Annotated in this window: 19 protein-coding genes, 1 tRNA gene and 1 riboswitch; of the genes, 5 read left to right on the forward strand and 15 right to left on the reverse strand. The window is 46.3% G+C overall.

The window, feature by feature from the left end; translation table 11 throughout:
• Positions 1-156: 156 nt before the first annotated feature.
• The 4 genes from D104_RS25925 to D104_RS25940 form a co-directional block, all read right to left on the reverse strand.
• Positions 157-957: an ABC transporter permease gene (locus D104_RS25925; RefSeq protein ID WP_024023557.1), complete on the reverse strand. Its 801-nt coding sequence runs from the start codon at positions 955-957 to the stop codon at positions 157-159.
• On the reverse strand, positions 954-1841 hold the full coding sequence (locus D104_RS25930) for an ABC transporter permease (protein WP_024023558.1): 888 nt from the start codon (positions 1839-1841) through the stop codon (positions 954-956). The genes D104_RS25925 and D104_RS25930 overlap by 4 nt, the downstream gene beginning before the upstream one ends.
• The gene (locus tag D104_RS25935) at positions 1834-2916 is read right to left on the reverse strand and encodes an ABC transporter ATP-binding protein (RefSeq protein WP_024023559.1); all 1083 of its coding nucleotides are present in this window, start codon (positions 2914-2916) and stop codon (positions 1834-1836) included. The genes D104_RS25930 and D104_RS25935 overlap by 8 nt, the downstream gene beginning before the upstream one ends.
• Positions 2917-2988: 72 nt before the next feature.
• Complete coding sequence (locus D104_RS25940) at positions 2989-4101, reverse strand: extracellular solute-binding protein (protein ID WP_024023560.1); 1113 nt, start codon at positions 4099-4101, stop codon at positions 2989-2991.
• A 330-nt stretch (positions 4102-4431) separates the two neighbouring features.
• Here D104_RS25940 and D104_RS25945 point away from each other — a divergent pair, with 330 nt between their 5' ends.
• Complete coding sequence (locus D104_RS25945) at positions 4432-6405, forward strand: methyl-accepting chemotaxis protein (RefSeq protein WP_024023561.1); 1974 nt, start codon at positions 4432-4434, stop codon at positions 6403-6405.
• An 89-nt stretch (positions 6406-6494) separates the two neighbouring features.
• On the opposite strand, the gene serA is transcribed toward D104_RS25945, so the two are convergent.
• The 11 genes from serA to tkt form a co-directional block, all read right to left on the reverse strand.
• Entirely contained in the window at positions 6495-7724 is a 1230-nt protein-coding gene (gene serA / locus D104_RS25950) for a phosphoglycerate dehydrogenase (protein ID WP_024023562.1), read from the reverse strand.
• Positions 7725-7882: 158 nt separating this feature from the next.
• Positions 7883-8986: a tRNA (uridine(54)-C5)-methyltransferase TrmA gene (gene trmA / locus D104_RS25955; RefSeq protein WP_024023563.1), complete on the reverse strand. Its 1104-nt coding sequence runs from the start codon at positions 8984-8986 to the stop codon at positions 7883-7885.
• A gap of 105 nt (positions 8987-9091) precedes the next feature.
• The gene (locus D104_RS25960; RefSeq protein WP_200866749.1) at positions 9092-10105 is read right to left on the reverse strand and encodes a hypothetical protein; all 1014 of its coding nucleotides are present in this window, start codon (positions 10103-10105) and stop codon (positions 9092-9094) included.
• A 3-nt stretch (positions 10106-10108) separates the two neighbouring features.
• The gene (gene mtnN / locus D104_RS25965) at positions 10109-10804 is read right to left on the reverse strand and encodes a 5'-methylthioadenosine/S-adenosylhomocysteine nucleosidase (RefSeq protein WP_024023565.1); all 696 of its coding nucleotides are present in this window, start codon (positions 10802-10804) and stop codon (positions 10109-10111) included.
• The gene (locus D104_RS25970) at positions 10801-13395 is read right to left on the reverse strand and encodes a nitrogen regulation protein NR(II) (RefSeq protein ID WP_024023566.1); all 2595 of its coding nucleotides are present in this window, start codon (positions 13393-13395) and stop codon (positions 10801-10803) included. The genes mtnN and D104_RS25970 overlap by 4 nt, the downstream gene beginning before the upstream one ends.
• Positions 13383-14489, reverse strand: coding sequence for a substrate-binding domain-containing protein (locus D104_RS25975; RefSeq protein ID WP_024023567.1), 1107 nt, complete (start codon positions 14487-14489; stop codon positions 13383-13385). The genes D104_RS25970 and D104_RS25975 overlap by 13 nt, the downstream gene beginning before the upstream one ends.
• A 191-nt stretch (positions 14490-14680) precedes the next feature.
• A tRNA-Leu gene (locus D104_RS25985) sits at positions 14681-14765 on the reverse strand.
• Positions 14766-14899: 134 nt separating this feature from the next.
• Positions 14900-15967, reverse strand: coding sequence for a class II fructose-bisphosphate aldolase (fba, locus tag D104_RS25990; protein WP_024023568.1), 1068 nt, complete (start codon positions 15965-15967; stop codon positions 14900-14902).
• 276 nt (positions 15968-16243) lie between these two features.
• Positions 16244-17407, reverse strand: coding sequence for a phosphoglycerate kinase (locus tag D104_RS25995; RefSeq protein ID WP_024023569.1), 1164 nt, complete (start codon positions 17405-17407; stop codon positions 16244-16246).
• A gap of 39 nt (positions 17408-17446) precedes the next feature.
• On the reverse strand, positions 17447-18472 hold the full coding sequence (locus D104_RS26000; RefSeq protein ID WP_024023570.1) for a type I glyceraldehyde-3-phosphate dehydrogenase: 1026 nt from the start codon (positions 18470-18472) through the stop codon (positions 17447-17449).
• 111 nt (positions 18473-18583) lie between these two features.
• A complete protein-coding gene (tkt, locus tag D104_RS26005) occupies positions 18584-20584 on the reverse strand; it encodes a transketolase (RefSeq protein ID WP_024023571.1) in 2001 nt (666 codons plus the stop codon).
• A gap of 216 nt (positions 20585-20800) precedes the next feature.
• A riboswitch (SAM riboswitch) is annotated at positions 20801-20876 on the forward strand.
• 73 nt (positions 20877-20949) lie between these two features.
• On the opposite strand from tkt, the gene metK reads away from it, so the two are divergent.
• The 4 genes from metK (at position 20950) to gshB (ending at position 25788) form a co-directional block, all read left to right on the forward strand.
• Positions 20950-22113, forward strand: coding sequence for a methionine adenosyltransferase (metK, locus tag D104_RS26010; protein ID WP_024023572.1), 1164 nt, complete (start codon positions 20950-20952; stop codon positions 22111-22113).
• A gap of 106 nt (positions 22114-22219) precedes the next feature.
• Complete coding sequence (locus tag D104_RS26015) at positions 22220-22951, forward strand: 16S rRNA (uracil(1498)-N(3))-methyltransferase (RefSeq protein WP_024023573.1); 732 nt, start codon at positions 22220-22222, stop codon at positions 22949-22951.
• Positions 22952-23060: 109 nt separating this feature from the next.
• On the forward strand, positions 23061-24551 hold the full coding sequence (locus D104_RS26020; protein ID WP_024023574.1) for a TolC family outer membrane protein: 1491 nt from the start codon (positions 23061-23063) through the stop codon (positions 24549-24551).
• A gap of 289 nt (positions 24552-24840) precedes the next feature.
• The gene (gshB, locus tag D104_RS26025; protein ID WP_024023575.1) at positions 24841-25788 is read left to right on the forward strand and encodes a glutathione synthase; all 948 of its coding nucleotides are present in this window, start codon (positions 24841-24843) and stop codon (positions 25786-25788) included.
• Positions 25789-25790 lie beyond the last annotated feature (2 nt).

Raw genomic sequence — 25790 nt, forward strand, 5'->3', positions numbered from 1 at the left:
GGATCTACAGATTTTGTGCAACCCTTTTCTAGGTTTTTTTATCAATTTGTCATATTAATATACATCAACGCCGAAAACTGATTAACCCTTGATCAATAAGCATAAAAAAGCCCATTACTTGTACAAATAATGGGCTTTTTTTGATGACGGTTTTGTTTATAGAGATCCAGTTTCTGCCTCGCGGCGACGTTTCACTTCATAGACAATCGCCAATAAAACGGTAATTGAAATCATCACTAACCCAAGTGCATTTACAGCGGGCGTTAAACCCGTTCTCACTTTGGATGCAATATAGACCGTCAGCGTTGTATCGTACCCTTTCACAAATAAAGTCGTGTTGTAGTTCTCGAACGATTGAAGAAAGGCGATCGCGGCGGCAGAGATAATGGCCGGTTTTAAGTAAGGCAAAAGAATACGCCGGAACGTTTGCCACTGAGTTGCGCCAAGACTTAACGCCGCATTTTCTAGCGTACGATCAAATCGCTGCAATCGCGCCAATACCATCAGCATCACATAAGCGGCAATAAACGTCGTCTGCGCCATCACCGTCAAAAACACACCACCACTGACAGACAAGCCTTTCCAAAAAATGAGCGTCGAGATACCAACAATGACCCCTGGCGTTAACAATGGTGACATCATCAACGAATATAAAAAGGTTTTTCCCCTTCCCTGTACGGTGGAAAGAAATAACGCACAGCAAATCCCGATCGGCACAGCGATAATCAATACACCGGCTGCGACAATAATACTCGTCCACAACGCCTTCCACATCGCCCCATCTTGAGCCAGCGCTTCAAACCATTTAAGCGTTGCCCCTTTCCAAGGCGAGACAGTGGGGAAGCGACTGTCATTAAACGTCGCCAACCCCATGATAATGAGCGGTGTAAAAAGATATAAAAAGAACACACCAATGTAGAAGCGAACACCCCAACGCATAATGATTTCAGATTTCATTTTGCAATGTCCCCCAATCCCACTTTAAAGATCCGCATCACCAAGGCAATAAAGCCGATACAGATAATGAGCAACAAGAAAGCGTAAGCGGCGCCTTGATTCCAATCGCCCCCCTCAAAAAACCAATTGTAGATAATTTGAGTAAACCAACGACTGCCAGGCGACCCGAGCAAAGCAGGAACCGCATAGCTGCCCGCCGCCAACATAAAGGTCATAATACAGCCCGTCGCAATACCGGGTTTAGCATGAGGAATCACCACACGCCAATGTGTACGAATCCATCCCGCGCCCAAATTCCGTGCGGCTTTAATTTGATTGGTATCCAAACTTTCAATCGCGTTATAGATTGGGAAAATCATAAACAAAATATAGGCATACACCATACCGATCAGCACGCCGCCATCACCTGACAAAAATCGAATCGGCCGATCAATCAAACCCAAGCCTAACAACAGCGCATTAAGCGGGCCTTTATAGGCCAAAATAATGTACCAAGAAAACGTACGGAGGATTTCATTAATCCAAAAAGGAATAATCAGCAACAGCAAACACAGCGCGGCTTTTTGCGGCGTGGCCACTTTCGCCAAATAGAATGCAATCGGATAACTCACGATTAAGGTTAGGCTCGTCACCAGCACACTTGACCAGATCGTTTTAAAGAAAATTTTAAGATGTATCAGATTATTAAACAGCGTTTCGTAGTTTGTCAGTGAATAGACATCTTTTGGACCGCCAATGTCAGCTGGCAATAAGTTCGGTCGGAACGAATAATCCACCATCAAAAGCTGTGGTAAAATAACCAATCCAATCAGCCAAATGGCAATCATGCCAATAATACCCACGGCCAACCCACTGCCAAAACGCGCCTTGAGCTGACTAAACATGGTCCGCTCCTACAATGACAATCGCATCTTGCTCTCGATAAGACAGGCTAACCGGCGCGCCTTTTTTCAACGCGTCCGAAAACTGATGTGTACCAAGCTGAATCGACAAGGCTTGATTGGCAGGCGTATTCGCATTCAGCGTGAGATACGCACCTTCGAAATTCACTTCTTGAATCTCGGCTTGCAAGCTATGCATGCCGTCTTCTGCTTGTAATCTGAAATGCTCAGGGCGAATAAATAACGTCGCCGTTTGACCCACGGATAGATTTCCTTGAGCGCGACCAACAAGCTTGCCAAGCGGCCCACAATCTAAGGTAACAAATGCAGAGTTCACCTCGATAATCTTGCCGCTCACGCCATTGTTTTCACCCACGAACGACGCCACAAACGCAGTGTGTGGATCTCGATATAAGGTAATAGGGTCGGCGACTTGCTGAATCTGCCCAGCAGACATCACCGCAACACGATCCGACATGGTTAATGCTTCGCCTTGATCGTGCGTAATGTAGATGAAGGTAATGCCTGTTTTACGTTGAATGGCTTTCAGTTCCGTACGCATATGCTGACGCAACTTTAAATCGAGTGCCGACAAAGGTTCGTCTAGCAGCAAGACTTGTGGCTCTACTGCCAGTGCACGTGCAATCGCGATGCGCTGTTTTTGCCCGCCAGACAATTCCGCAATTTTTTTGGTGCCACTGTCTTCTAATGCCACCAGCTCAAGCAGTCGATTTGAGGCTTTTTTACGCTCACTTCTTGAAACACCACGCACCTCTAAACCAAATTCAATATTCTCGGACACTGTCATCAAAGGGAAAAGCGCAAGATTCTGAAAAATCATTGAGGTTGGGCGCTTATTGGCGGGGACACCTCGCATACTCTGACCGCCAATTTTTACATCACCTTGTGTTGGATCTAAAAAACCACTAATCATATTGAGGATGGTCGTTTTGCCACAGCCTGATGGCCCTAAGAAGCTAAAAAATTCACCAGACTCAATTTTTAAATCGGTTTTCTGTATGGCGGTAAAATCCCCAAACTGCATGACGGTATTATCTAGATGAACACTACTATCCATATTTCTCTCGCTGGTTATTTTTTCTCGATACAAAAAAGCCCCTTGTGCACAAAACGCAAGGGGCCTTCGAGGTTATGCAGACAAGTAACGGTCTTGGTATTCATTACGCAATGCGACATACCATGGCTCTTGAATTGGCCACCACCAAAGCTTCGCAAGGTCTTCTTTCGAATAAGAATCTTGGAAAAATTGTTTGGTTGCAGCAGGCAACAACGCGTCCGCGCCTTTCGCGGTTGAGTTATAGCCTGTCGCTTTCACGAACATCGCACCCGCTTCTGGCGTGTAATACCAGTTTATAAATTCATACACGGCATCCACGTTATTGGCGTTCTTAGGAATAACAAAACCTTCCATCCACGCCAGTGCGCCTTCTTTTGGCGCGCCGTACGCGATTGGTTCGCCTTCTGTTTTCAATTTGAATGCCGTGCTGTCCCACGTTTGACCAATGACAGCGCCATTAGTACGGAACGCACCTTGCGCTTCGTTTTCTGTCGACCAGAATTGCGCAATCGAGCCTTTGTGCTCAACCGCGACTTTTAGAATCACATCAAAATTTGCACGCATCGCTTTTTCGTTTTTATACGACTCAAGCAATGGATAAGGAAGCTTACCGGCTTTTTCTAACCACAAGCCGATGCCAACCAAAGCGGAATGGCCACGCACGGTTACACCACCCGCATTTTCTGGTTTCCAAAGATCACCATAACTTAAGTTTTTAGGGTCCACGTTTGCGTCTTGTGTGTTATACGCAATGGCTTCAGTCCCCCAGTCAGAAGGCGCGAAATAACGCTTACCTTTTACAATCCCACCTACATCGGAACCCGCAAGCGCGCTTTCTAGGCAACCACTCCATTTAACACGCTTCACATCAAGAGGTTGAATTAACTCGTAATCCACATAACCTGGCACACGATCTACGGTTGGCATAATGATGTCGAAGCCCGTTCCATCGGTTGCACGCAGCGAGTTCATTAACTCATCATTGGTACCGTATGGTGTGAACGTGGCAGTAATGCCAGTTTTGGCTTTAAAATCGGATAGCATTTCATCGGTAATGTAACCAGCCCACGCATAAATACGCAGCTCTTTGTTCGCCGCGATGGCTTGGTTGATCGAAAACGGGGTAGCGGCAACAGCACCTGCAACAGAGGCGCCTTTCACGAATTGGCGACGGGAAAGGGTCATTCTTGAGCTCCTTTGATTTTATATCATTGTTTTGTTATTTCATTAGAAAAGCATCTTAACGTCGAAAACACACTGTTATTAAACGCTCGTTTAATATCATTTTTAATTTAATACAAAATAATGACGAAAAAGTGACCATGAAAGGTTTTTTTTCCAATTGGACAAGATTCACCTCAATGACGTCGTGATTGATCAAATTTATGACGTTTTTGAGTGATATCTCTCACCCTCACATAAAAACATTCCCCTTCGTCACTGTCACATTTTTGTCACACACACCTATTAAAGTAGTCCAACCCGTAACATTATGTAAACTAAGTAGGTGCTTGATTGAAAATTTCCCATGTGACACGAACGACAACCGCCAGTTATTTAGTGATTGCCATCATGCTTATTGGCTTGCTGCTGTGGAGCTTAATGAAGTTCCGTAGTGCCTTTGAGCAAAGCGACACGTACACACAAGTTTGGGAATATTCATCCATCGATTTAAAACAGCAAATTGAAGGCTATTTGTCTTCCGGTGAAGCGTCGGCTTTACAGGCCGCAGGCGAATTCATCAACGATAAAATACGCCCTGCTCTCAGCACACTACCCGACACCATCAAAAACCCCATCAACACGCAATTAACGGAGATCGAAAGCAGCTTACAATCCGATGTAAGAGCCGCCGGTAAACTGTCAGGGAATCCGTTTGCCTTGATTGAAAACAACGAACGACAAACCATCTTGTCCTTAAATTCTTTAGCGGACAAAGTTCAATCTTTCCAAACACAACATGACTTATCGTCCGCCGCGCCCTACCTCGCTAGCCAAGCGGCATTGTATTCTGGTCTTGCCCACGTCAGCAGCGCAAAAAATGACTACCTTGCCAATCGCACCTCAGACAATCACCAACGTTTGAAAGAAAATATTCAAGACTATCAAGCCCACATTAAAGCATTCAGTGATTTACCAATCTTGGCACTAAACGAAGAACTTGATGACAGTGCAGGCGATGACCTTTCGTCATTAATGGGTTGGGCTGACGATACCGAAAGCAGCGGAGATATTGTCGACCCTCTCGAAGAAACGAAAAGCGAATTGCACACTTGGTCAAACCGCTATTTAAAAGATGTGGATTCCAGCCTGACCAACATAGAGCAAGCCGTCGCAGCGCAAACCAAAATCCGCACTCAAATCAATCAGCTTGAAACCATTTTAAAAGCAGGCACGGAAGACATTCAAAAAAGCGCCGAGGCGACACAGCAACAAACCTTAATGGCTTTCTCTGTTTTCGTCATATTGATGGTACTCACGACCATCTCTGTCCATATTTTCCAAAACAGAGTCGTTGTAAAAAGTGCCGGAGATTTATACATCGCCGTCAAAGACCTAGTCGAACACCAGAACATCAACAGACTGACCGTTGGCAAAAACAAGAACGAGCTGTCAGACGTTGCCCATTACTTAAATCGCTACTTAGAACAAATCGCCGTTCAACGGCAGCAAAGAGATACTGAGCTCAACAACATTTCGCTGTCGCTCAACGACATGCTAAACGCCTTTGGGCAAGTACACGAACTGAGTACCGCCTCGAACCAAGAATTAGACAGTACCCTTGAGATGTCTAATCAAATTGAAGTGCTCGCAAACAAAGCCGAAGTCCGAGCGCGTGAAGTAGAAACCTATGCGATAGAAACCAACACCGCGATGTCGCACAGTGTTAATCAAGCCGCGTCCTTGGCGGTGGCAAACCAAACCACGATTGAGAGATTAAACAGTAGTAAGAAATCGCTATTGAACCTGGAATCCTCTGTGTCCAATGCCACCTCAATAGTGACCGGCATCAAGGACATTTCAGAACAAACAAACTTGCTTGCATTGAACGCGGCGATTGAAGCGGCACGCGCCGGTGAACACGGGCGAGGCTTTGCCGTCGTGGCATCGGAAGTTCGAACGCTTTCCAGCCGAACTCAGCAGTCATTAGAAGAAATCACAGGGATCTTTTCAACCTTGTCGTCTGCGACAAGCAAGCTGAAAAAAAATCTAGAACTGATCGAGAGCGCGTCAACAGAACAAATTAGCCTGACCCAAGCCTTGGGGCAATCCGCACAAGAAGTGCTTGAAAAATCGGAGCAATCAACACAGCTAGCGAAAAAGGCAACGGGCTATGCAGCAGAGCAAAAACTTGGAATGAGTGGACTCAACAGCGCGGTTGTTAAAGTGAGAGGACAAGCCAATGAATCTGAAGCGTTCATGTCAAAGGTGACCGACAGCATCAAACAAAAGATCCAAGACATCACCACAACGCTGGGCATCAAGTAACGACTCAAGTGAAGAATGAGGCCAAATGACAGACACAAAAAATCCAGCCGATGCTGGATTTTTTTAGATCAACCATTTGCCACAAACGTTTAAAACAAAACGCGTGCTTTCACAGTGCCTTCGACTTCTCTTAATTTCTCAAGCGCCAATTCACCTTCTTCTGCATCCACGTCCATTACCATGTAGCCCAATTTCTCCGTAGTACGCAGGTATTGGCCCGTGATGTTAATGTTGTGCTCAGAAAAGATAGCGTTGATTTTAGACAATACGCCAGGACGGTTTTCATGAATGTGCAAGATACGATGATTGTCCGCTTGCGATGGCAAGGCCACTTCAGGGAAGTTAACCGCCGCCGTGGTTGTACCCACGTCAGAGTATTTGATCAACTTATCGGCCACTTCGACGCCGATGTTCTCTTGCGCTTCCATAGTGCTGCCACCAATATGAGGCGTTAGAATCACATTGTCTAAACCGCGTAATGGCGACACAAACTCTTCATCATTGCCTTTAGGTTCAACAGGGAATACATCGACTGCTGCACCACTCAAATCACCGGCTTTAATGGCATCCGCCACAGCGCCAAGATCGGCAACCGTGCCACGAGAAGCATTAATGAAGATAGAACCTTTCTTCATTTGAGACACTTCTTTCGCGCCAATCATCATCTTAGTGGAATTGGTTTCCGGAACATGCAAACTGATAATATCGCTCGTCGACAATAGCTCTTTCAAACTCTTGATTTGACGCGCATTACCTAACGGCAGTTTGGTAACAATGTCGTAGAAGCACACTTCCATGCCTAGGGATTCGGCTAATACGCTCAGCTGTGTACCAATGCTACCGTAGCCAATGATACCTAAACGCTTACCACGAGTTTCGAAAGAGCCAACCGCTGATTTGATCCAACCACCACGATGACACGCTGCGTTTTTCGCAGGAATGCCTCGAAGCAATAGAATCAATTGACCGAGCACTAACTCGGCAACGCTTCGCGTGTTCGAGAATGGCGCGTTGAAAACAACGATCCCTTTTGAACTGGCTGCGTCTAGATCAACTTGGTTTGTACCAATACAGAAACAACCGATAGCCACCAATTTATTGGCGTGCTCTAGTACTTTTTCGGTCAACTGGGTACGCGATCGAATGCCAATAAAATGCGCTTCCGAGATCTTCTCGATCAGCTCATCTTCCGCTAATGCGGTTTTATGATACTCAATGTTGGTATAGCCTGCGTCATGCAATGCATCCAGTGCAGATTGATGAACGCCTTCTAATAACAAGATCTTGATTTTGTCTTTGTCTAGTGAGTTGCTACTCATGGCTCGTTCGACTTCTCTATGGTGGTGGGGGGAAAAAGTTGGCGTATCTTAACACAAAATAACGCGTATCTTAACGCCGATATGGGAATGTCTTTCATTATGACAAGAGTGGCATTCATAGAGAGAGTGCAAACAACACCCTCCCACATGCTCGCTATTCAGACAGTCGGTTTTCTTTGTAAATAGACGCCAGTTTCGACATGGTGCGTATAAGGGAATTGGTCAAACATCGCATAGCGAACCACTTCGTGAGTGCTCGACAACGACTCTAGGTTTGACTTAAGCGTTTCGGGATTGCAGGAAATATACAGAATCGAATCTATTTTCCGAATCAGCTCAACCGTCGCGTCATCCAATCCAGCACGTGGCGGATCCACCAACACAACCGAAGGCGTCAACTCACTCACGCCCGCTTGCATCAAGCTCTTGGGTAGTTCTACATCGCCATTTAACGCAGCAGACACATCCTCACTGGCCATTTTAACCACTTGGACATTGGCCATACCATTAATGGCGATATTCAACTGCGCCGAGTTCACTGAGACTTTTGAGATTTCTGTCGCCACGACACGATCAAAACGTCGAGCAAGCGGAATCGAAAAATTTCCGTTACCACAATACATTTCCAACAAATCACCAGACGCGTCTTTGGTCACATCCAACGCCCATTCCAGCATCTTTTCGCTTATATCGGCATTCGGTTGAGTAAAGCTGTTTTCTACCTGTTGGTAATGAAATTTCTGTCCATTAACCGTCAAGGTTTCCATGACAAAGTCACGGGTGAGAATTTGTTTCTTCTTACGACTACGACCAATAAAGTGACACGCGGGAAACGCATCATTCAGTTGTTGTGCCGCGGCGTTCCACTCAGCATCAATCGGTTTATGGTAAAGCAGGCTGATCAGGGCTTCGCCCGTCTTGGTGGTTAAAAAATCCACTTGAAAAAGCTTATAACGCAATATCGGCGTATCACGCACGGCATCCAGAAGCTTCGGCATGAGTTCATTAATAAGGCTGGATGCGGCAAGAAACTGATCCGTACGAATCGGCGTTCTTGGGTCTGCGGAATCGAACATCGCGTAATACAGGTCATCGCCATCATGCCAAATACGAAATTCAGCACGCATTCGATAATGAGACGGCTGGCTCGCGAAAACTTCCATCTCAGGCAATGATAAGGTCGCCATTAAATTGGCCAGTTCAGTCTGCTTATCTTGCAGCTGCTGTTCATACATTTCTGGTTGGATTTGATCCGGTCTCATGACTCATTCTCTTGGAAGCGGTGATAACTAATATTCTTAGCGCGCGGCATTATACGAGTTCCCTCGTCACAAATCTAATGACGAAAAACAATGAGAGAGCGCTATTTAATGAAGGTATTTAGGGCCAAGTAGAATCGCGAGCGATAATGTCAGTGAAAACGTACCATCATAGTCGTCTTCAGCTTCATGTGTGAACTGGGGTTTTATCTGGCCAATCAGCCAATCTTTATAAATTAAACGTTCATATTGAATATTGTATAAGAAACTGTCTGGCTGAACAGAGTGCTCACCCGATTGAAGAAAGCTCAATTGATAAGCCATACGATTTTTTTCATTCAATAAATGCTGCATGAAAAAATTTTCACGCGCATAAAACAGGCCTTCTTTATCAAGCCAGGTCACACCGACATCGGCACCATAATTAAATTGAGGCGTGACGGCATAACCCGTGCCCAAACCATAACGTGCCCCCACCCCTTTTGAATAATAAGCAAACATCTCTTGTTTCTGCCACCAATTCCATTGCCCGATGACATCGCCTTGTTTAAAGCGCAAGCGCAAAAAAGGGTCCAGTGGGAAATCAACTCGCACACCAGCATCCACATCCATTCCAATGTCTTGTTTGATGTATCGTACTGCAGCAGAAATGGTGGTTTTCAACGCTGAATTGACCACGGTGGTTTCCTGTGAGGACTCACCTCTCAAGCTTTCAGGGGCCAGCGTATCCGGTTCAGATTCAACGACTAAACTCAATCTATCTTGCGTGTTAGGAAGCTTTAATTGCGTTCGGAAGTCGAAAAAACTCGAACGCTCACTTCCTCCAAACACGGAACCAAAACGTATTTGTAGGTTACTTTCTGAGTTATAAACACGCTGCTTTCCCGATAAGAAAGAATCGATATTGCTAGACCAACTACCAATGGTTTTCGACACTTTTTCATGAGAACTCAGCCACCAAGCCGATTCATTTTTTCCTATCGGCTCACTGCCTTCTGTTGATTCGCTGCTTTCCACTACAACGGGAAAGTCAGCCTCACTGATTGCATCGTCTGCAAAAGCCGGCAAGGAACAAAGCGACGCCACGCACACCATCACCATTTGCTCCTTGCGGATCAGCATCGCTTAGTTGCCTTTCAGCATTTGCTGAATCATCAGGGACGAATTTTCGGCCGCCACTTTCAAGTATTCTTCAAAGCTTTGAGGTGATTCTTTACCCGCGATGTCAGACAGAGATCGCACCACGACAAAAGGGGTGCCAAATTTGAAACACACTTGAGCCACCGCAGCCGCTTCCATTTCGACCGCCACAAGCTCAGGAAAAAGAGCACGTACTGCTTCCACACGAACGGGGTCGTTCATAAAGCTATCACCGGTTCCAATCAAGCCTACTTTCGCCTGCACTTTCGTCACTGCTTGTAATGCTTTTTTGGCCTGATTCACTAGGTCATTGTTCGCTGCGTACGTCGCAGGCATATTGGGAACCTGCCCCATGACATAACCAAATGCCGTCACATCCACATCGTGATGAACTACCTGATCCGAAATCACAACGTCTCCGACCTGTAAATCTGGGTCGAAACCACCAGCAGAACCAATATTAATCACATATTCTGGTTGGAACTGAGAAAGCAGCAAGGTAGTCGACACGGCTGCATTTACTTTGCCAATACCGGACTTAAGCAACACAACTTCTTTGCCTTCAAATGACCCAACAAAAAAATCGCACCCTGCAATAGACTGTTCACGGACATCGGTCATCCATGCTTTGATGACAGCCACTTCTTCGTCCATGGCGCCAATTAATCCAATTACGCTCATTCATTGCTCCTAGTGTTGGTATGTTGTTGCATCAATTTTTGTGTAAATAGCCCGATTTGATCGCCAGAATACGGCAACCTCATTTCGAAAAACGCCACATTATCCGGCATTTCCGGCCACCTTTGTACTGAAAAAAATCTGACATTAGGAAAAGCCGCTTGAATTGACCACAGCTGTGCGTTTGGCTGTGGCTCCAATAAAACAATAGTGGCGTCCGTGTGGTATGACAGCACCACAAAATAGTTGGATAAGTCAGTCAGCCATTGGGTTGCGACATCGTGCTTTTCTAACTCGCTATACCAAATTGCTTTGCTTACTCGGCTTCCGCCGACGATGACCCACGATTCATCCTGCCCATTCGAATAGGTCGGTGCAATTCCTTCCAATGCGTTCGCTTTGACCAACACCTGATGTAAGTTGTAATCAAAAGAACAGCCTACTAAGGTGAACACCTGAGGCGCCACGTCGACGGGCAATGTGCTGTTCAGCCACACAATAGGAAGTTGATCTCGACTGTATTTGAGTTTCAATACCCGAGTCATTTCTGATTGCGCCTCAACGTCTTTATCACACCCAATCAACACCGCATCAAATTTAACCACGGCGCTAGACTGAGTGAAAAAGCTGTCCGTTGACACATATTCTTCAACTTGAACACCCAACCGCAACAAGGCCTCTTTCACCGCCACCGCATTCGGATAATCATTCGATACCCAAGCCACCACTTGATTTGGCGCTAATGGCGTCAGCTCATGTTTTGCCTCGCATTCGTCCATCATGACATTCAGTTGCAATGCGTTGTTTTGCAGGGTTTTTTGCTGTCCACCAAGATGCGCCAATAAGGTTTTCAACATCCAAGAGAACAACGGCCTAAATGTCATGTCATTCATCGCCACCATTTCAAGTTCAGCGCCTTCAAAGCGAACCGTCAAACGACGTTCAGCCATGTCATTCGACATCACCATCATAAACAAAACACGGATCAAGCCTCTGAAATTCGCATCTACCGCGACGATCTTCGCCCCTGATTCAACCGAACAATCCAAGAGCGCTCGATTTGCCTCCACACCCATCGCCATCATGACTCGAGCGCTTTCCTGACAGAAAACCTCGCCAATGGGCAAATAAGCCACTTCACTTTCATCCGATCTGATATCGTCTAATACGGACATCAATAATGTAAGCCAACCTTTCAAATGGCTGGCGTCAATATGGTTTGGCAACGTAGAAAGATACGTCAGTTCATTCAAAATGGCGTCTGTATCGACCTTTTTTTGCGCCGCGGATGACAAAGGCTGCAATTGTTCAAGCTGCCAAGTCAAACTGGTTTCTTGAGTCACATTTCGGCCGACCAATAACAAGCCTCGATAAGCGCTCTCGTTTTGAAACGAATGCGCCTGCCATTGGTAAATACGTCCGAGATGACTAATCGTAAGATCGAATGAGACTCCGAGACCGCCCTTTAATGCTTCCTGAATCGATTGATGACACGAGATTGGCATAAAGTCGAACAAGGTTCGGGCCTTGCCTGCATCTGGGAAAAGGCACTTAGCTTCCTCGTTAATCAACTCCACTTCTGCCACTTCATTACAAAAAATAATGGCACTGTGAATCGACTCGGCAAGCAGTGTAAACCTCAGTTCTTTTGCTTTAATGAAGGCCTTATATTGGTTGCTTTGCAGCTGAATGGGTTGCAACTCGCTAAAAGGCAATAATTCCTCTTCAGGCCGATACGCTATTGCACCCAGTGGGCGGAAGATCAGTGTTTTGACCAAATGAGATAGAAGCAAATAAAAGCACAGGGAAACTGCGCCAACCCCCACAATCAAAGGCAACGCGGTGCTTAATAGCGTAGAGGACACTGTGTGTTTTTGGCTGATATCCAATTGTAAGTCCGCTTGAACGGGTGATACCAATGGCAAACTCGAGCGCAAAACAGAACCCGATAAATCGACACCGTTACGATGCTCTTCCAACAACACGCGATCATCAGCCTTATCATAAACACGCACCGCGCTCACCTGAGCACTTTCAAGCAACTCTGTGGCCAAGGTTAAATTGTCGTTTAGTGAGATAAAACCATACAAAAAACCTATATTTTCCTGCTCGGTGGACAGCAGTTTTTTCTTATACATGAGCAAAATAGAATGATCGCTTGTGACAATAGACGCCCATCTATTAATGAGCCCTTCCCGTAACACAGACTGAAATGACACACTCGTAAAAAGGCGCGCTCGAGGGTCCATAGAATGCTGACCATTCGTCCATTCAATGTAGAAAAAATCCAAACCGCCGAAAAGCAATACTTCATGATGACTGAACAACAAATCCAATTCGTGACCAGGCGCATAATCCCCAAGTGAAAGATCCTGCCCGATGAATTTCATTTCGTCTTCGGCACGAGCCAAATAACTGTTGAACGCTTGCTCTACCACTCGGTGCTTCAACACCAACCCCTGCTCTTCAGCAGACTGATTCAAGACTTCGATAAAATACAGAATCATTAATGCAACAATGGTAAAAGCCACGCAAACCAAGGCCAATACTCTTTTTCGCAAACGATGCCTTAAGCTAATATTCACTTCTGCCATAATTCCACCGAATAGTGATACGCCTGCTGAACCATCAAACGAACGCTGTCTGGATCTAATTCTGCCGGCATTAACGTTGCGTGCGCGACATAAAGACTGGGCATATTTTTCCCTTCAAGGTCCATTTTTATTGCTTCTGCTACCGCAATGGACAAGTCATCTTTCATGAAAAGCACACTCACCTTCACTCGTCTGCTTTCTAGATCAGCGATGCCATGCAGAGGCAGCCCCCACGCGTTCGTTTGAACCCTTGGTGCGAGGTTCCTTTCTTTCAATGCCGCGACAACGCCATCCGATATATTCTGAGAACAGCTGAAAATAAAGTCCGTCGCATTGTCGTTTAACATGGCGTGAGCGGCGTCAAACGCACTTTCCTTGTTATCCGACACCACTCGAATACGGCTCACACGACGATTGTATTTCATCATTTCATCGAGAAATAAGTCACAACGCACATAACCAAGATAGCCCGCGGGTAACACCAGCGCCGAAATACGAGTGTCTAGCGGCAATTGACGATCTAGATAACTTGCCAACATCGTGGTCGCTTTTTTCTGATCAAAGCCAATATACATCAGCGGAGGATGATTCACCCAATGGGTCAACGGTGACGCAAAGTCATAGAGGATGACTTTCGGTGATGTTCCAGAACGTAAAAAACGCTCCACAAACCGGCGCTGAATAAAACCAAATCTGGTCATGACAATATAATCAGGTTGCGCTTCTGCGGCTTTGAAATACGGCGTGATATCGCTGCCGTCTTGCGAACGGTCTGTGTAAGTATCCAAGCGATAATCGATACCCAACTCACGCATGCGCTTTTTAAAGGACATCAGAAGTGATCTATTTTCGATTGAATTCGTATTCCCGAATAACAACAATGCGATACGCACCGCTCTTTTTTGCGACACTCGCATGGGACTAGGAGGGGAATTGACCACAGTAGTGAATTGCTCAGCCAGCGGACCTTGCCTTGGGCTCAGCTGATAAAAATCGTGACTGTCCATCAGATCAAGCGTCATGCTTGCCGCCTGAACAATCAAAGCAGAACATCCAAAGACAATCCACACGATAAAAGAACGAAGTCTGCGCATTACTGAGTCCGATGAAGCACCATAGAAAGAATCATTCTAACCAAATTAGCGGACTTTCGAGATAACAGGAACAATAAAATGCGCCCAAACTCGAAAAAAGCGATCGTGACAAATAAAATAGGAAGAAAACAAAGAAAATCGTAAATTTCAGACATAAAAAAAGCCGACATAAAGTCAGCTTTTTTTAAATTTGGTGCGGAAGGAGAGACTCGAACTCTCACGCCGTGAAGCACTGGAACCTAAATCCAGCGTGTCTACCAATTCCACCACTCCCGCAAGGAATGGCGAGCATTATAGGTAATTGAGTTTTCCGGTCAACCATTTTTTTGCTTTTTTAGTAAAAAACATAAAATATTTTCCGATACCCGCCTGCTCACCCGCCTTTAAGCGTCATTTATTTCAAAAAACACTTAAAAAACACGACCGTTTGAATATTCGCCACGCTCGTAACGCACCGCCATTTCTTCAAGATCCATAGTATGGATACGCGAAGCCTGACCCGCTGAACCAAACGCTTCATAGCGATCAATACACACAGCCTTCATCGCCTTGATGCTTTCTGTTAAATATTTGCGTGGATCAAAGTTGCCTTTGTGCTCCGCCAAACTACGACGGATCGCGCCTGTTGCGGCCAAACGAAGGTCAGTATCAATATTCACCTTACGCACTCCGTAACGAATCGCTTTGACAATTTCATCAACAGGCACACCGTAGGTTTCTGGAATTTCACCACCAAACTCATTGATGATTTCTAACCAGTCTTGTGGCACAGATGAAGACCCGTGCAATACAATGTGCGTATTCGGCAACAATTCAACAATCTTCGCGATGCGTTCAATGTCCAAAATGTCGCCCGTCGGTGGACGTGTAAACTTGTACGCACCATGGCTGGTACCAATCGCAACAGCCAAGGCATCGATGCCTGTCGCATTAACAAAATCTACCGCTTCTTTCGGGTCTGTTAGCATTTGATCCATTGTCAAAATACCTTCCGCACCAACGCCGTCTTCTTCGCCCGCTTCACCGGTTTCGAGCGAACCTAAAACACCTAGCTCGCCCTCCACAGACACACCACAAGCGTGTGCAAATTCAACAGTACGACGTGTTACATCGACATTGTAATCATAGCTCGCAGGGGTTTTACCGTCCGCCATCAAAGAACCATCCATCATCACGGATGAAAAGCCCAATTGAATTGAACGCTGGCATATCGCTGGAGAAGTACCATGGTCTTGGTGCATAACCACAGGAATGTGAGGATAGTCTTCAATGGCCGCGGCAATCAGATGACGCAAAAAGTGTGAGCCTGCATATTGTCGAGCACCAGCGGAGGCTTGCATAATCACGGGAGAGTTCACTTCGTGAGCGGCTTCCATGATGGCTTTTACCTGCTCCATGTTATTCACATTGAAGGCAGGCAAGCCATAGCTGTGCTCTGCGGCATGGTCGAGCAATTGACGCATACTAATTAAAGGCATAAAAGTTTCCTCTGACAATTTGTCTTATATTGTATTTATAACGGACTGAGTTAGGGTGTTAAGTAACTCATTATTTTTTATCATGATGCTGCTTATCACAGAGCATGTGGCTTACGCCTTATCGTTATTGTCATATCCGACTTACGCCGAACGGGTCACTCTCTAGTTTTATTATCGCCAGCCTCATTTTTGCAGAGTAATCACTCAACGAAAGATGAAGCCGGCGATCTTGGCTTACGCCTTATTATTTAGAACGATCTTTGTCATTCTTTGATACTAATTTTGCGCGCGTGATTCCAACATCGCAACCGCTGGAAGCACTTTTCCTTCAACAAATTCTAAAAATGCACCACCGCCCGTCGAAATATACGAAATTTTGTCGGCCAAACCGTATTTATCAATTGCCGCCAACGTATCACCGCCTCCCGCAACAGAGAACGCATCGCTGTCTGCAATCGCTTGTGCGACCACTTCAGTGCCTTTGGAAAAATTATCAAACTCAAACACACCACACGGACCGTTCCATAAGATGGTTTTTGCCCCTTTTAATATGTCCGCAAGCGCTTGAGCAGAATCTGGCCCTAAGTCCATGATTTCTTCGTTATCTGCCACTTGATCCACCGGCTTAACGGTCGCAATGGCCGTGTCCGAGAACTCGGTGCCAACACGTACATCGGTGACTTCAGGAATGTCCAAATCTGCCATGAGTTTCTGCGCTTGAGGAATCAAGTCTTTTTCATACAACGACTGACCCACATTAAAGCCACGCGCCGCAACGAAGGTGTTGGAAATACCACCACCAACAATGAGTTGATCGCAAATCTTAGACAACGATTCTAGCACCGTCAGTTTGGTCGATACTTTTGAACCACCCACAATCGCCACCAAAGGACGCGCCGGGTTGTCTAATGCTTTACCAAGCGCCTCGAGTTCCGCGGCCAGCAAAGGACCAGCGCAAGCAATAGGGGCGAATTTCGCAACGCCGTGAGTTGACGCGTGAGCACGGTGAGCGGTACCAAATGCATCCATAACGAAAACATCGCACAACGCCGCCATTTTCTTAGACAAGGTTTCGTCGTCTTTTTTCTCGCCGACATTGAAGCGAACGTTTTCAACCAAAACAAGTTGCCCCGCTTCAACCTCAATACCATCCAACCAATCTTTTACTAAAGGAACGTCTTGCCCTAGCAAGCCAGCAAGATGTGTCGCCACAGGCTGAAGGGAGAATTCTTCTTCATACTGACCTTCTGTTGGGCGACCAAGATGAGACATCACCATCACTTTCGCGCCTGCTGCCAATGCCAATTTAATGGTCGGTAATGCGGCGCGAATACGAGCGTCACTGGTTACTTGGCCGTTCTTCACCGGTACGTTTAAATCTTCACGAATTAACACGCGCTTATTCGTCAGATCCACATCTTTCATTTTTATTACCGTCATGTCCGATACCCTCGTCGTTTAACGTTCCAATGTACTCATCTAATTTTTTTGTTCTATCACATCAGCCCAATGTGTGGCCACGTCTAACATTCGGTTTGCGTAGCCCCATTCATTATCAAACCAACACAGCAACTTCACCATGCGCTTGTCGATCACTTGCGTTTGCGTGCTGTCGATAATCACCGAGCGCGGATCATGATTGAAATCCACGGACGCATGCGCTTCTTTCGTGAAGCCCATTAATCCCGCGTATTTCGTGTTTGCCGCTTTCTCTAATTGTTCGTTTATTTGCTCTGCTGTTACGTCTTGCTCGGTGCGTAAAACCAAGTCAATCACCGAAACGTTCAAGGTTGGCACTCGTACCGCGTTACAACCCATTTTGCCCTCTAACTCCGGCATCATACGTGTAATACCTTTCGCCAAGCCGGTATCCACCGGAATGATCGAACTCAACGCCGCACGCGTCAGGCGTAAATCTTTTGTGTGATATCCATCAATCACTGGCTGATCATTCATCGCAGAATGAATCGTCTGACTCATGCCATGCACCACACCGGAAAACTGTTTGATAATGTCCAACACAGGAATCAGACAATTCGTGGTACAGGATGCTGCCGAGACAATATCATGATGTGACTGGATATCCTGATGATTAAAACCGTAGACAATCGTCGCGTCCACATCCGCCGCCGCTGGCTGGGAAAGCAACATTCTAGGCACGCCCGCGTTCAAATACGCTTGCGCACTGTGTCGATCAGAAAAGCTCCCTGAACATTCCAACACCAAATCCAGCTCAAGGGACGACCAGTCTAGTTCTTCTGGCGTTGCACAGGAAAAGCACAGGATAGCATCGTCACCGATGATCAGCGCATTGTCTTTTGTGGATACAGCTTTAGGGAAGCGGCCATGGGTGGTGTCATAGCGCGTTAGATAACTGATTGTCTCGATGTCGGACAATTCATTAATAGCAACCACTTGAATGTGATCGCGGTAGCCGTTTTCATAAAGCGCTCGTAATACCGAACGACCTATACGACCGTAACCATTGATAGCGACTCGCAACATATTCCCACTACTTCATCGCAAAGAAAGTGTCAAACTAGTCACCACTTTCTGCCTTAATAAAAGGAAAAAGAGACGCGCAAAACGCGTCTCTTTTCTTATCAAGCAACGTACTTACACAGCGAGAATTTTCTCAGCCGTTTCAACGACGTTGTCGACGGTGAAACCGAAGTGTTTCAGAAGGTCGCCACCAGGCGCAGACTCACCAAACGTCGTCATGCCAACCGTTGCACCTTCAAAACCAACGTACTTGTACCAGTAGTCAGCATGAGCTGCCTCAATCGCAACACGCTTAGTCACATTGCTTGGCAATACAGACGCTTTATACGCCGCATCTTGAGCATCAAACGCATTGGTTGATGGCATAGACACAACACGAACTTTCTTACCTTTCGCCGTGAGTGCTTCCGCAGACGCCATCGCCAAACCAACTTCAGAGCCGGTCGCGATCAAAATAAGATCTGGCGTGCCAGCGCAATCCTGAAGAACGTAACCGCCTTTCGCAACGTTTGCTAACTGTTCCGCGTTACGCGCTTGTGCAGGCAAACCTTGGCGAGAGAAGATCAATGACGTTGGACCGTCACGACGTTCAACTGCGGCTTTCCAAGCTACGGCAGTTTCTGCCGCATCACATGGACGCCAAACCATCATGTTTGGTGTCATGCGCAAGTTAGCCAGTTGCTCAACAGGTTGGTGCGTTGGACCGTCTTCACCTTGACCAATAGAGTCATGCGTGTAAACGAATACGTTTTGGATACCCATTAACGCCGACATACGAACCGCATTACGTGCGTATTCCATGAACATCATGAACGTCGCGCCGTAGTTGATAAAACCACCGTGCAAAGACGCACCGTTCATAATGCCGCTCATGCCGAATTCACGTACACCGTAATAAATGTAGTTACCCGCTGGGTCTTCTTGAATGCCTTTTGAACCAGACCATAGCGTCAGGTTGGAACCAGCAAGATCCGCAGAACCACCTAGCAATTCAGGCAACATAGCGCCAAAGAAACCGATCGCATTTTGTGATGCTTTACGACTGGCGATATTCTCACCCTTGTCTTGGCTTTCTTGAATGAAGGCTTGCGCTTTCGCTTCGAAATCCGCAGGCAATTCGCCTTTGATAACACGACGTTCAAATTCAGCCGCCAACTCAGGGAAAGCCGCTTGGTACGCGGCAAATTTTGCGTCCCATTCGACTTCACGTACTGCACCGTCTTTTTTCGCATCCCAGCCCGCATAAACGTCTGCAGGAATTTCAAACGGTGCGTATGGCCATTCAAGGAATTCACGTGCTGCCGCGATTTCTGCATCACCTAATGGTGCGCCGTGACAATCGTGGCTGCCAGATTTGTTTGGCGAACCGAAACCAATGATGGTTTTGCAACAAATCAATGTTGGCTTACTTGTTTCTGCTTTCGCCGCTTCGATCGCCGCTTTAATCGCAACAGGATCGTGACCATCAACGTCTGCAATCACATGCCAGCCATAGGCTTCAAAACGCTGCGGCGTGTTGTCTGTAAACCAGCCTTCCACATGACCATCGATAGAAATGCCGTTGTCATCCCAAAAAGCGACCAATTTACCTAAGCCCAATGTGCCCGCTAATGAACACGCTTCATGGGAAATGCCTTCCATCAAGCAGCCATCGCCAAGGAAGCAATAAGTATTGTGGTCAACCACTGTGTGACCGTCGCGGTTAAACTGCGCTGCCAAGGTTTTCTCAGCGATTGCCATGCCGACTGCGTTACTCACACCGGCACCCAATGGGCCCGTTGTGGTTTCTACGCCATCGGTGTAACCGTATTCTGGGTGACCTGGTGTTTTAGAGTGAAGCTGACGAAATTGCTTCAGTTCTTCGATTGGCAGTTTGTAGCCAGAAAGATGCAAAAGAGAGTAGATCAACATGGAGCCATGACCGTTAGACAATACAAAGCGGTCACGATCAACCCATTTAGAATTGTTCGGGTTATGCTTTAAAAAATCATTCCATAATACTTCAGCGATGTCGGCCATACCCATTGGCGCACCTGGGTGACCTGAGTTAGCTTTTTGAACAGCGTCCATACTTAATGCACGTATGGCGTTAGCGAGTTGTTTCCGAGACGGCATGGTTTTTCCACTCCTGATAGCTTAACGAACAATGAAGGAACATTCTCTACGGGATAGAGCCACCATGCAATGCTGGCACTATCATTACGCCCAAAGATTGGACAAAGAAAATGAAATCACACAAGAATCCGCACTATCCTAACAAAAAAACGCTCTTTTGCCTCATTAAAATAGCCCTTGTGGGTTGATATTTAACCAGCGCTAGTCCATCATTCACGGCTTAACAGCGTCGATTTGTCTCGGCTTGCGGACGCTATATAAATTCAGCTAAACAGATTCAGTTAGACCTGTTTAGCATTTTTATGCAAAACAGGTTTTTTTATGCCTGTTTAGCGATCAAACTCAGCTAAAGAGGAACACTTATTATGTCTGAATATTCTTTATTTACTTCTGAATCCGTTTCAGAAGGCCACCCTGACAAAATCGCCGACCAAGTATCGGACGCCATTCTTGATGCCATTTTGGCCGAAGACCCAGAAGCCCGCGTTGCCTGTGAAACCCTTGTCAAAACGGGCATGGTATTGGTGGCAGGTGAAGTCCGCACAAACGCTTGGGTCGACATCGAAGAAATCGCTCGTGGCGTCATTCGTGAAATTGGCTACAACAGCTCAGACATGGGATTCGATTGGGAATCTTGTGCAGTCATGAACGCCATTGGTAAACAATCGGCCGAAATCGCGATGGGCGTTGATGAAGCGGATGAACACGAACAAGGCGCGGGCGACCAAGGCTTAATGTTCGGTTTTGCAACCAATGAAACCGACGTGTTAATGCCTGCACCCATTACTTATGCGCATCGTTTGGTTAAACGCCAAGCCGAAGTCCGCAAAAATGGCACTCTAGATTTTCTTCGCCCAGACGCGAAAAGCCAAGTCACGTTCCGCTACGATGAAAACGGCAAGCCTTGCGCAATTGATGCGGTTGTTTTGTCAACGCAGCATAGTAAAGCGATAAAACAAGCCGATCTTCGTGAAGCAGTCATGGAAGAAATCATCAAGCCGGTTCTTCCTGCGGAATGGTTATCTAAAGAAACCAAGTACTTCATCAACCCAACAGGCCAATTCATCATTGGTGGACCAGTCGGTGACTGTGGTCTAACGGGTCGTAAAATCATCGTAGACACTTACGGCGGCATGGCGCGTCACGGTGGTGGTGCTTTCTCTGGTAAAGACCCATCCAAGGTTGACCGTTCTGCGGCGTACGCTGGTCGTTATGTGGCGAAAAATATCGTCGCGGCGGGTCTTGCGGACAAATGTGAAATCCAAATTTCTTACGCCATTGGTGTGGCTGAACCAACGTCTATCAGTATCAATACGTTCGGTACAGGTAAAGTCAGCGACGCGGTGATTTCTCAATTGGTTCGCGAACACTTTGAATTACGCCCAGCAGGCTTGATTAAAATGCTCGATCTGAAACGTCCAATTTACCTACCAACAGCCGCATATGGGCATTTTGGTCGCGAAGGTGAAAACTTCACGTGGGAAAAAACAGACAAAGCCGCCGCATTACGTAAAGCTGCCGGTTTATAATTTTCTAATTTTCCGTTATAAAGCCTTCTTCTGAGTTACTTTTTTAAAGTACCGCGCAGAAGAAGGCTTTTTTATTTCCAGCGATTTCACTTTTATAGGACAAGGTATGCGTATTCCAAGAATTTTCATCGACACGGACCTTAGTGAGAATACGACTTTAGCCCTGCCCGATACGTCATTTCAGCATTTATGCAAAGTGCTGCGTTTGAAATCCGACCACCCTCTTCGCGTCTTTAATGGCAAAGGCGGACAGTACAATGCCTCCTTATGTGATGTCGAAAAACGCAGTGCCAGTATTCGTATTACGGATTTTGAAGCACTGGAGAATGAATCCCCCATCCAAGTCACCATAGGACAAACACTGTCTAGAGGCGAGCGCATGGATTACGCTGTTCAAAAAGCGGTTGAGGCGGGCGTTTATGCTATTCAGCCGTTATTCAGCGAGCGATGCGAAGTCAAACTGCAAGACAGCCGAGCGGAAAAACGTCTACAGCATTGGCAGCAAGTCGCCATTAGTGCTGCCGAGCAATGCGGACGCGGCGTTGTTCCTATTGTCCATTCCCCAATAGAATTAAGCGAATGGGTTACTAAATGTAAAGATATGTTAAAACTTACATTACATCATCATAGCGCAAAGCCCATTCGCCATTTTGAACAACCTAGTAACAACCAAATTTGTTTGCTCATCGGCCCTGAAGGTGGGTTAAGTGAAAACGAAGTGCAACTCGCTGAAAAGTCTGGATTTAGTGCCATTACACTAGGTCCAAGGGTGCTTCGAACTGAAACCGCACCGGTTGTTGCACTGAGCGTTATCAATACGTTGTGGGGCGATATTTAGTAGAATCGCTCAAACATGTCAAATTAGACCGTAATAACAGAATCACTACATATTCACAGTATAAATAGCTTTAAGCTTTCCGCAGACATATTAAAGGACAGATGATCACATGTTGTACCGAATAGTGTTAACTGGCACGGTTTATATAGGCGCATTTTTCCTACCTGCGGCACACGCCATCACGCTTGAAGAAGCCACTTACACTGCGATAGAAAACAGCCCGACGGTTAGGCAATCCATTGCAAAATATCGCGAAACAAAAGAAAGCGCGGACACCGCTCGTCGTAGTGGCTATTATCCTAGCATCGATTTGTCTGCAGGCATCGGCCACGAAACGACCTACGCGGACAATTCAAGATCGGAAGATATCGATCTAACGCGTCGAGAATTAACGCTGTCGCTTAACCAACCGCTTTTTAACGGCTACTCAACTGAAAACGATGTCAAAAGATTGTCTAGCGAATCCGAAGCGGACCGCTGGAGCGCATTGATCTCTGTCGAAAACACGGCGTTGGAAGTGGCTCAGGTTTACGCCAATATTTTACGTTACCGTGAGCTGGTCACATTGGCCGAGCTAAATTTAAAAACTCACGAACGCATCTACAGTCAGATTAAGTTAAAAAGTGACTCGGGCATCGGTCGTCAATCGGACTTAAGCCAAATCACCGCTCGTCTTGCTAAAGCGCACGCCAACCACTTTGCTGCCATTAATAACCTTACTGACGCGGAAAGTAACTACAAGAACATTGTCGGCGAAATGCCTCCGAAGACCCTTATTTATCCTGTCCCCGATAAAGACTTGCTGCCTAAGGATCTCGATTCCGCCATCAATGAATCATTAAAGAACAACCCAGCGGTCGAAGGCGCCTATTGGGATGTGGCAGCGACAGAAAGCCAACTGGACATTACCAAGGCGGATTATTACCCAAGTATCAACTTTGTCGTAGAGCGTACTTGGGATAACAATTTAGACGGTGACGAAGGCCCGAGCGAAGACTTACTAGCGATGATCCGCCTGAACTACAATTTATACAATGGCGGAACCCATAAACGTAAAAAGGAAACCGCCGTCCAACAAAACATTCAGGCTTCAGAAATTCGTCGCCAAACCATCAGAGACACCGAACTGACTGTTCGTCTGTCTTGGGCAGCGTTCATTGCTACTAACGGCCAAAAAGAACACATCAGACAATATGTTATTGCCACTAAAGAATCTCAAATAGCCTATGAAAAACAATTCCGTCTTGGTCGCCGTACCCTATTAGACGTTTTGGACAGTGAAAACGAGCTGTTCCAAGCTCGTCAAGATTACGTGAACGCTGACTACGATGAGCTTTTTTCTGAATTCCGTTTGTTTAACGCCAAAGGCGATCTAATGCGCGCCTTTCGTATTTACCGCCCTCAGCTATTGGGCTTTAACGACAAGTTTGAAGCAAAATCTGAAGTACCTATTGATCGCCCTAGCGCAGTCGACGAATTACAAGCGGTCGAAAGTTCTGTTCAACAAACCGCGCCGCAAGAAACACCAACAGAGAAAGCTAAGACTTCATTAGAAAGTGAGCTTTTCCTTGATGCGGGTGACAACGCAGGCAGCTGGTAAACTGTAATGCCCAATAGCAAGAAACAACACGCTTATTGGTCAGTACGACAATCTAACCGTCATTCATTCTATGACTTCGAAACGCACGAACATCATCATTTAACCTATGGTCATGTAAGTGCGTTTTTTCATTTCTCTCATATCACCAGCAATTCTTGTTCAACAAAGTAACTATCTTCAAATCATGGGTGTTTTTTCTTCTCAGCGCCCCCATATTTCTATAGCATCAAGACCTATTAACCGTATTATCAAAGCACTAAAACGTTGCTTTCGCTTTAGGAACCACCCTATGACTATCAAACTCGGCATTGTTATGGATCCAATCTCATCCATTAACTACAAAAAAGACACGTCACTCGCCATGTTATGGGCTGCTGCCGAAAAGGGTTGGCAACTGATTTACATGGAGCAAAAAGACTTGTTTTTGGACAACGGTAAAGCCTATGCCATGACTCGTCCATTGGCTGTCCACAAAGACCCTGCGCACTTTTATGATCTAGGCGACGAAAGCAAAACGCCGTTAGGTGAATTAGACGTGATCTTAATGCGTAAAGACCCACCGTTCGACAGTGAGTTTGTTTACAGCACCATGATTCTGGAACAAGCAGAACGAGACGGCGCGATGGTCGTCAACGATCCAAAAAGTTTACGCGACTGCAATGAAAAACTGTTTGCCACTCAATTTCCTCAATGTTGCCCACCCGTCTTGGTAACGCGTCGTGCCGATTTGCTAAAAAGCTTCCATAAAGAGCACGGCGACGTGATTTTCAAACCGTTAGATGGCATGGGTGGCACGGCGATTTTCCGCCTTAAACCCGATGATTCCAATGTAAGCGTGATTATTGAGACCCTGACAAACTTGGGCACAGAGCAAATCATGGCACAAAAATTCATTCCGGAAATCAAGCAAGGCGATAAGCGTATTCTGGTTGTCAACGGTGAACCTGTGCCTTATGCGCTGGCGCGTATTCCTGCATCCGGCGAAACCCGCGGCAACTTAGCGGCCGGAGGTCGAGGTGAAGGCCGAGCGCTAACCGATCGCGACCGTTGGATTTGCGACCAAGTGATTCCGTCATTAAAAGAAAAAGGCCTTATGTTTGTCGGTTTAGACGTGATTGGTGATTACCTTACCGAAATCAACGTCACCAGCCCAACCTGCGTGCGGGAACTGGACACTCAATACAACCTAAATATCGCCATGATGTTGATAGAAGCCATAGAAAAGCGTCTTCCGTAATC

The organism is Marinomonas profundimaris, assembly GCF_000508165.1.
Lineage (GTDB): Bacteria > Pseudomonadota > Gammaproteobacteria > Pseudomonadales > Marinomonadaceae > Marinomonas > Marinomonas profundimaris.

Bases quoted from the DNA above. Each gene is read 5' to 3' on its own strand.
- D104_RS25940 (WP_024023560.1), bottom strand. From the start codon at position 4,101: ATGACCCTTTCCCGTCGCCAATTCGTGAAAGGCGCCTCTGTTGCAGGT.
- D104_RS25935 (WP_024023559.1), bottom strand. From the start codon at position 2,916: ATGGATAGTAGTGTTCATCTAGATAATACCGTCATGCAGTTTGGGGAT.
- D104_RS26000 (WP_024023570.1), bottom strand. From the start codon at position 18,472: ATGTTGCGAGTCGCTATCAATGGTTACGGTCGTATAGGTCGTTCGGTA.
- tkt (WP_024023571.1), bottom strand. From the start codon at position 20,584: ATGCCGTCTCGGAAACAACTCGCTAACGCCATACGTGCATTAAGTATG.
- D104_RS26020 (WP_024023574.1), top strand. From the start codon at position 23,061: ATGTTGTACCGAATAGTGTTAACTGGCACGGTTTATATAGGCGCATTT.
- gshB (WP_024023575.1), top strand. From the start codon at position 24,841: ATGACTATCAAACTCGGCATTGTTATGGATCCAATCTCATCCATTAAC.
- serA (WP_024023562.1), bottom strand. From the start codon at position 7,724: ATGAGTAGCAACTCACTAGACAAAGACAAAATCAAGATCTTGTTATTA.
- D104_RS25975 (WP_024023567.1), bottom strand. From the start codon at position 14,489: ATGCGCAGACTTCGTTCTTTTATCGTGTGGATTGTCTTTGGATGTTCT.
- mtnN (WP_024023565.1), bottom strand. From the start codon at position 10,804: ATGAGCGTAATTGGATTAATTGGCGCCATGGACGAAGAAGTGGCTGTC.
- D104_RS25970 (WP_024023566.1), bottom strand. From the start codon at position 13,395: ATGGCAGAAGTGAATATTAGCTTAAGGCATCGTTTGCGAAAAAGAGTA.
- D104_RS25925 (WP_024023557.1), bottom strand. From the start codon at position 957: ATGAAATCTGAAATCATTATGCGTTGGGGTGTTCGCTTCTACATTGGT.
- metK (WP_024023572.1), top strand. From the start codon at position 20,950: ATGTCTGAATATTCTTTATTTACTTCTGAATCCGTTTCAGAAGGCCAC.
- D104_RS25930 (WP_024023558.1), bottom strand. From the start codon at position 1,841: ATGTTTAGTCAGCTCAAGGCGCGTTTTGGCAGTGGGTTGGCCGTGGGT.
- D104_RS25995 (WP_024023569.1), bottom strand. From the start codon at position 17,407: ATGACGGTAATAAAAATGAAAGATGTGGATCTGACGAATAAGCGCGTG.
- trmA (WP_024023563.1), bottom strand. From the start codon at position 8,986: ATGAGACCGGATCAAATCCAACCAGAAATGTATGAACAGCAGCTGCAA.
- D104_RS26015 (WP_024023573.1), top strand. From the start codon at position 22,220: ATGCGTATTCCAAGAATTTTCATCGACACGGACCTTAGTGAGAATACG.
- fba (WP_024023568.1), bottom strand. From the start codon at position 15,967: ATGCCTTTAATTAGTATGCGTCAATTGCTCGACCATGCCGCAGAGCAC.
- D104_RS25960 (WP_200866749.1), bottom strand. From the start codon at position 10,105: ATGCTGATCCGCAAGGAGCAAATGGTGATGGTGTGCGTGGCGTCGCTT.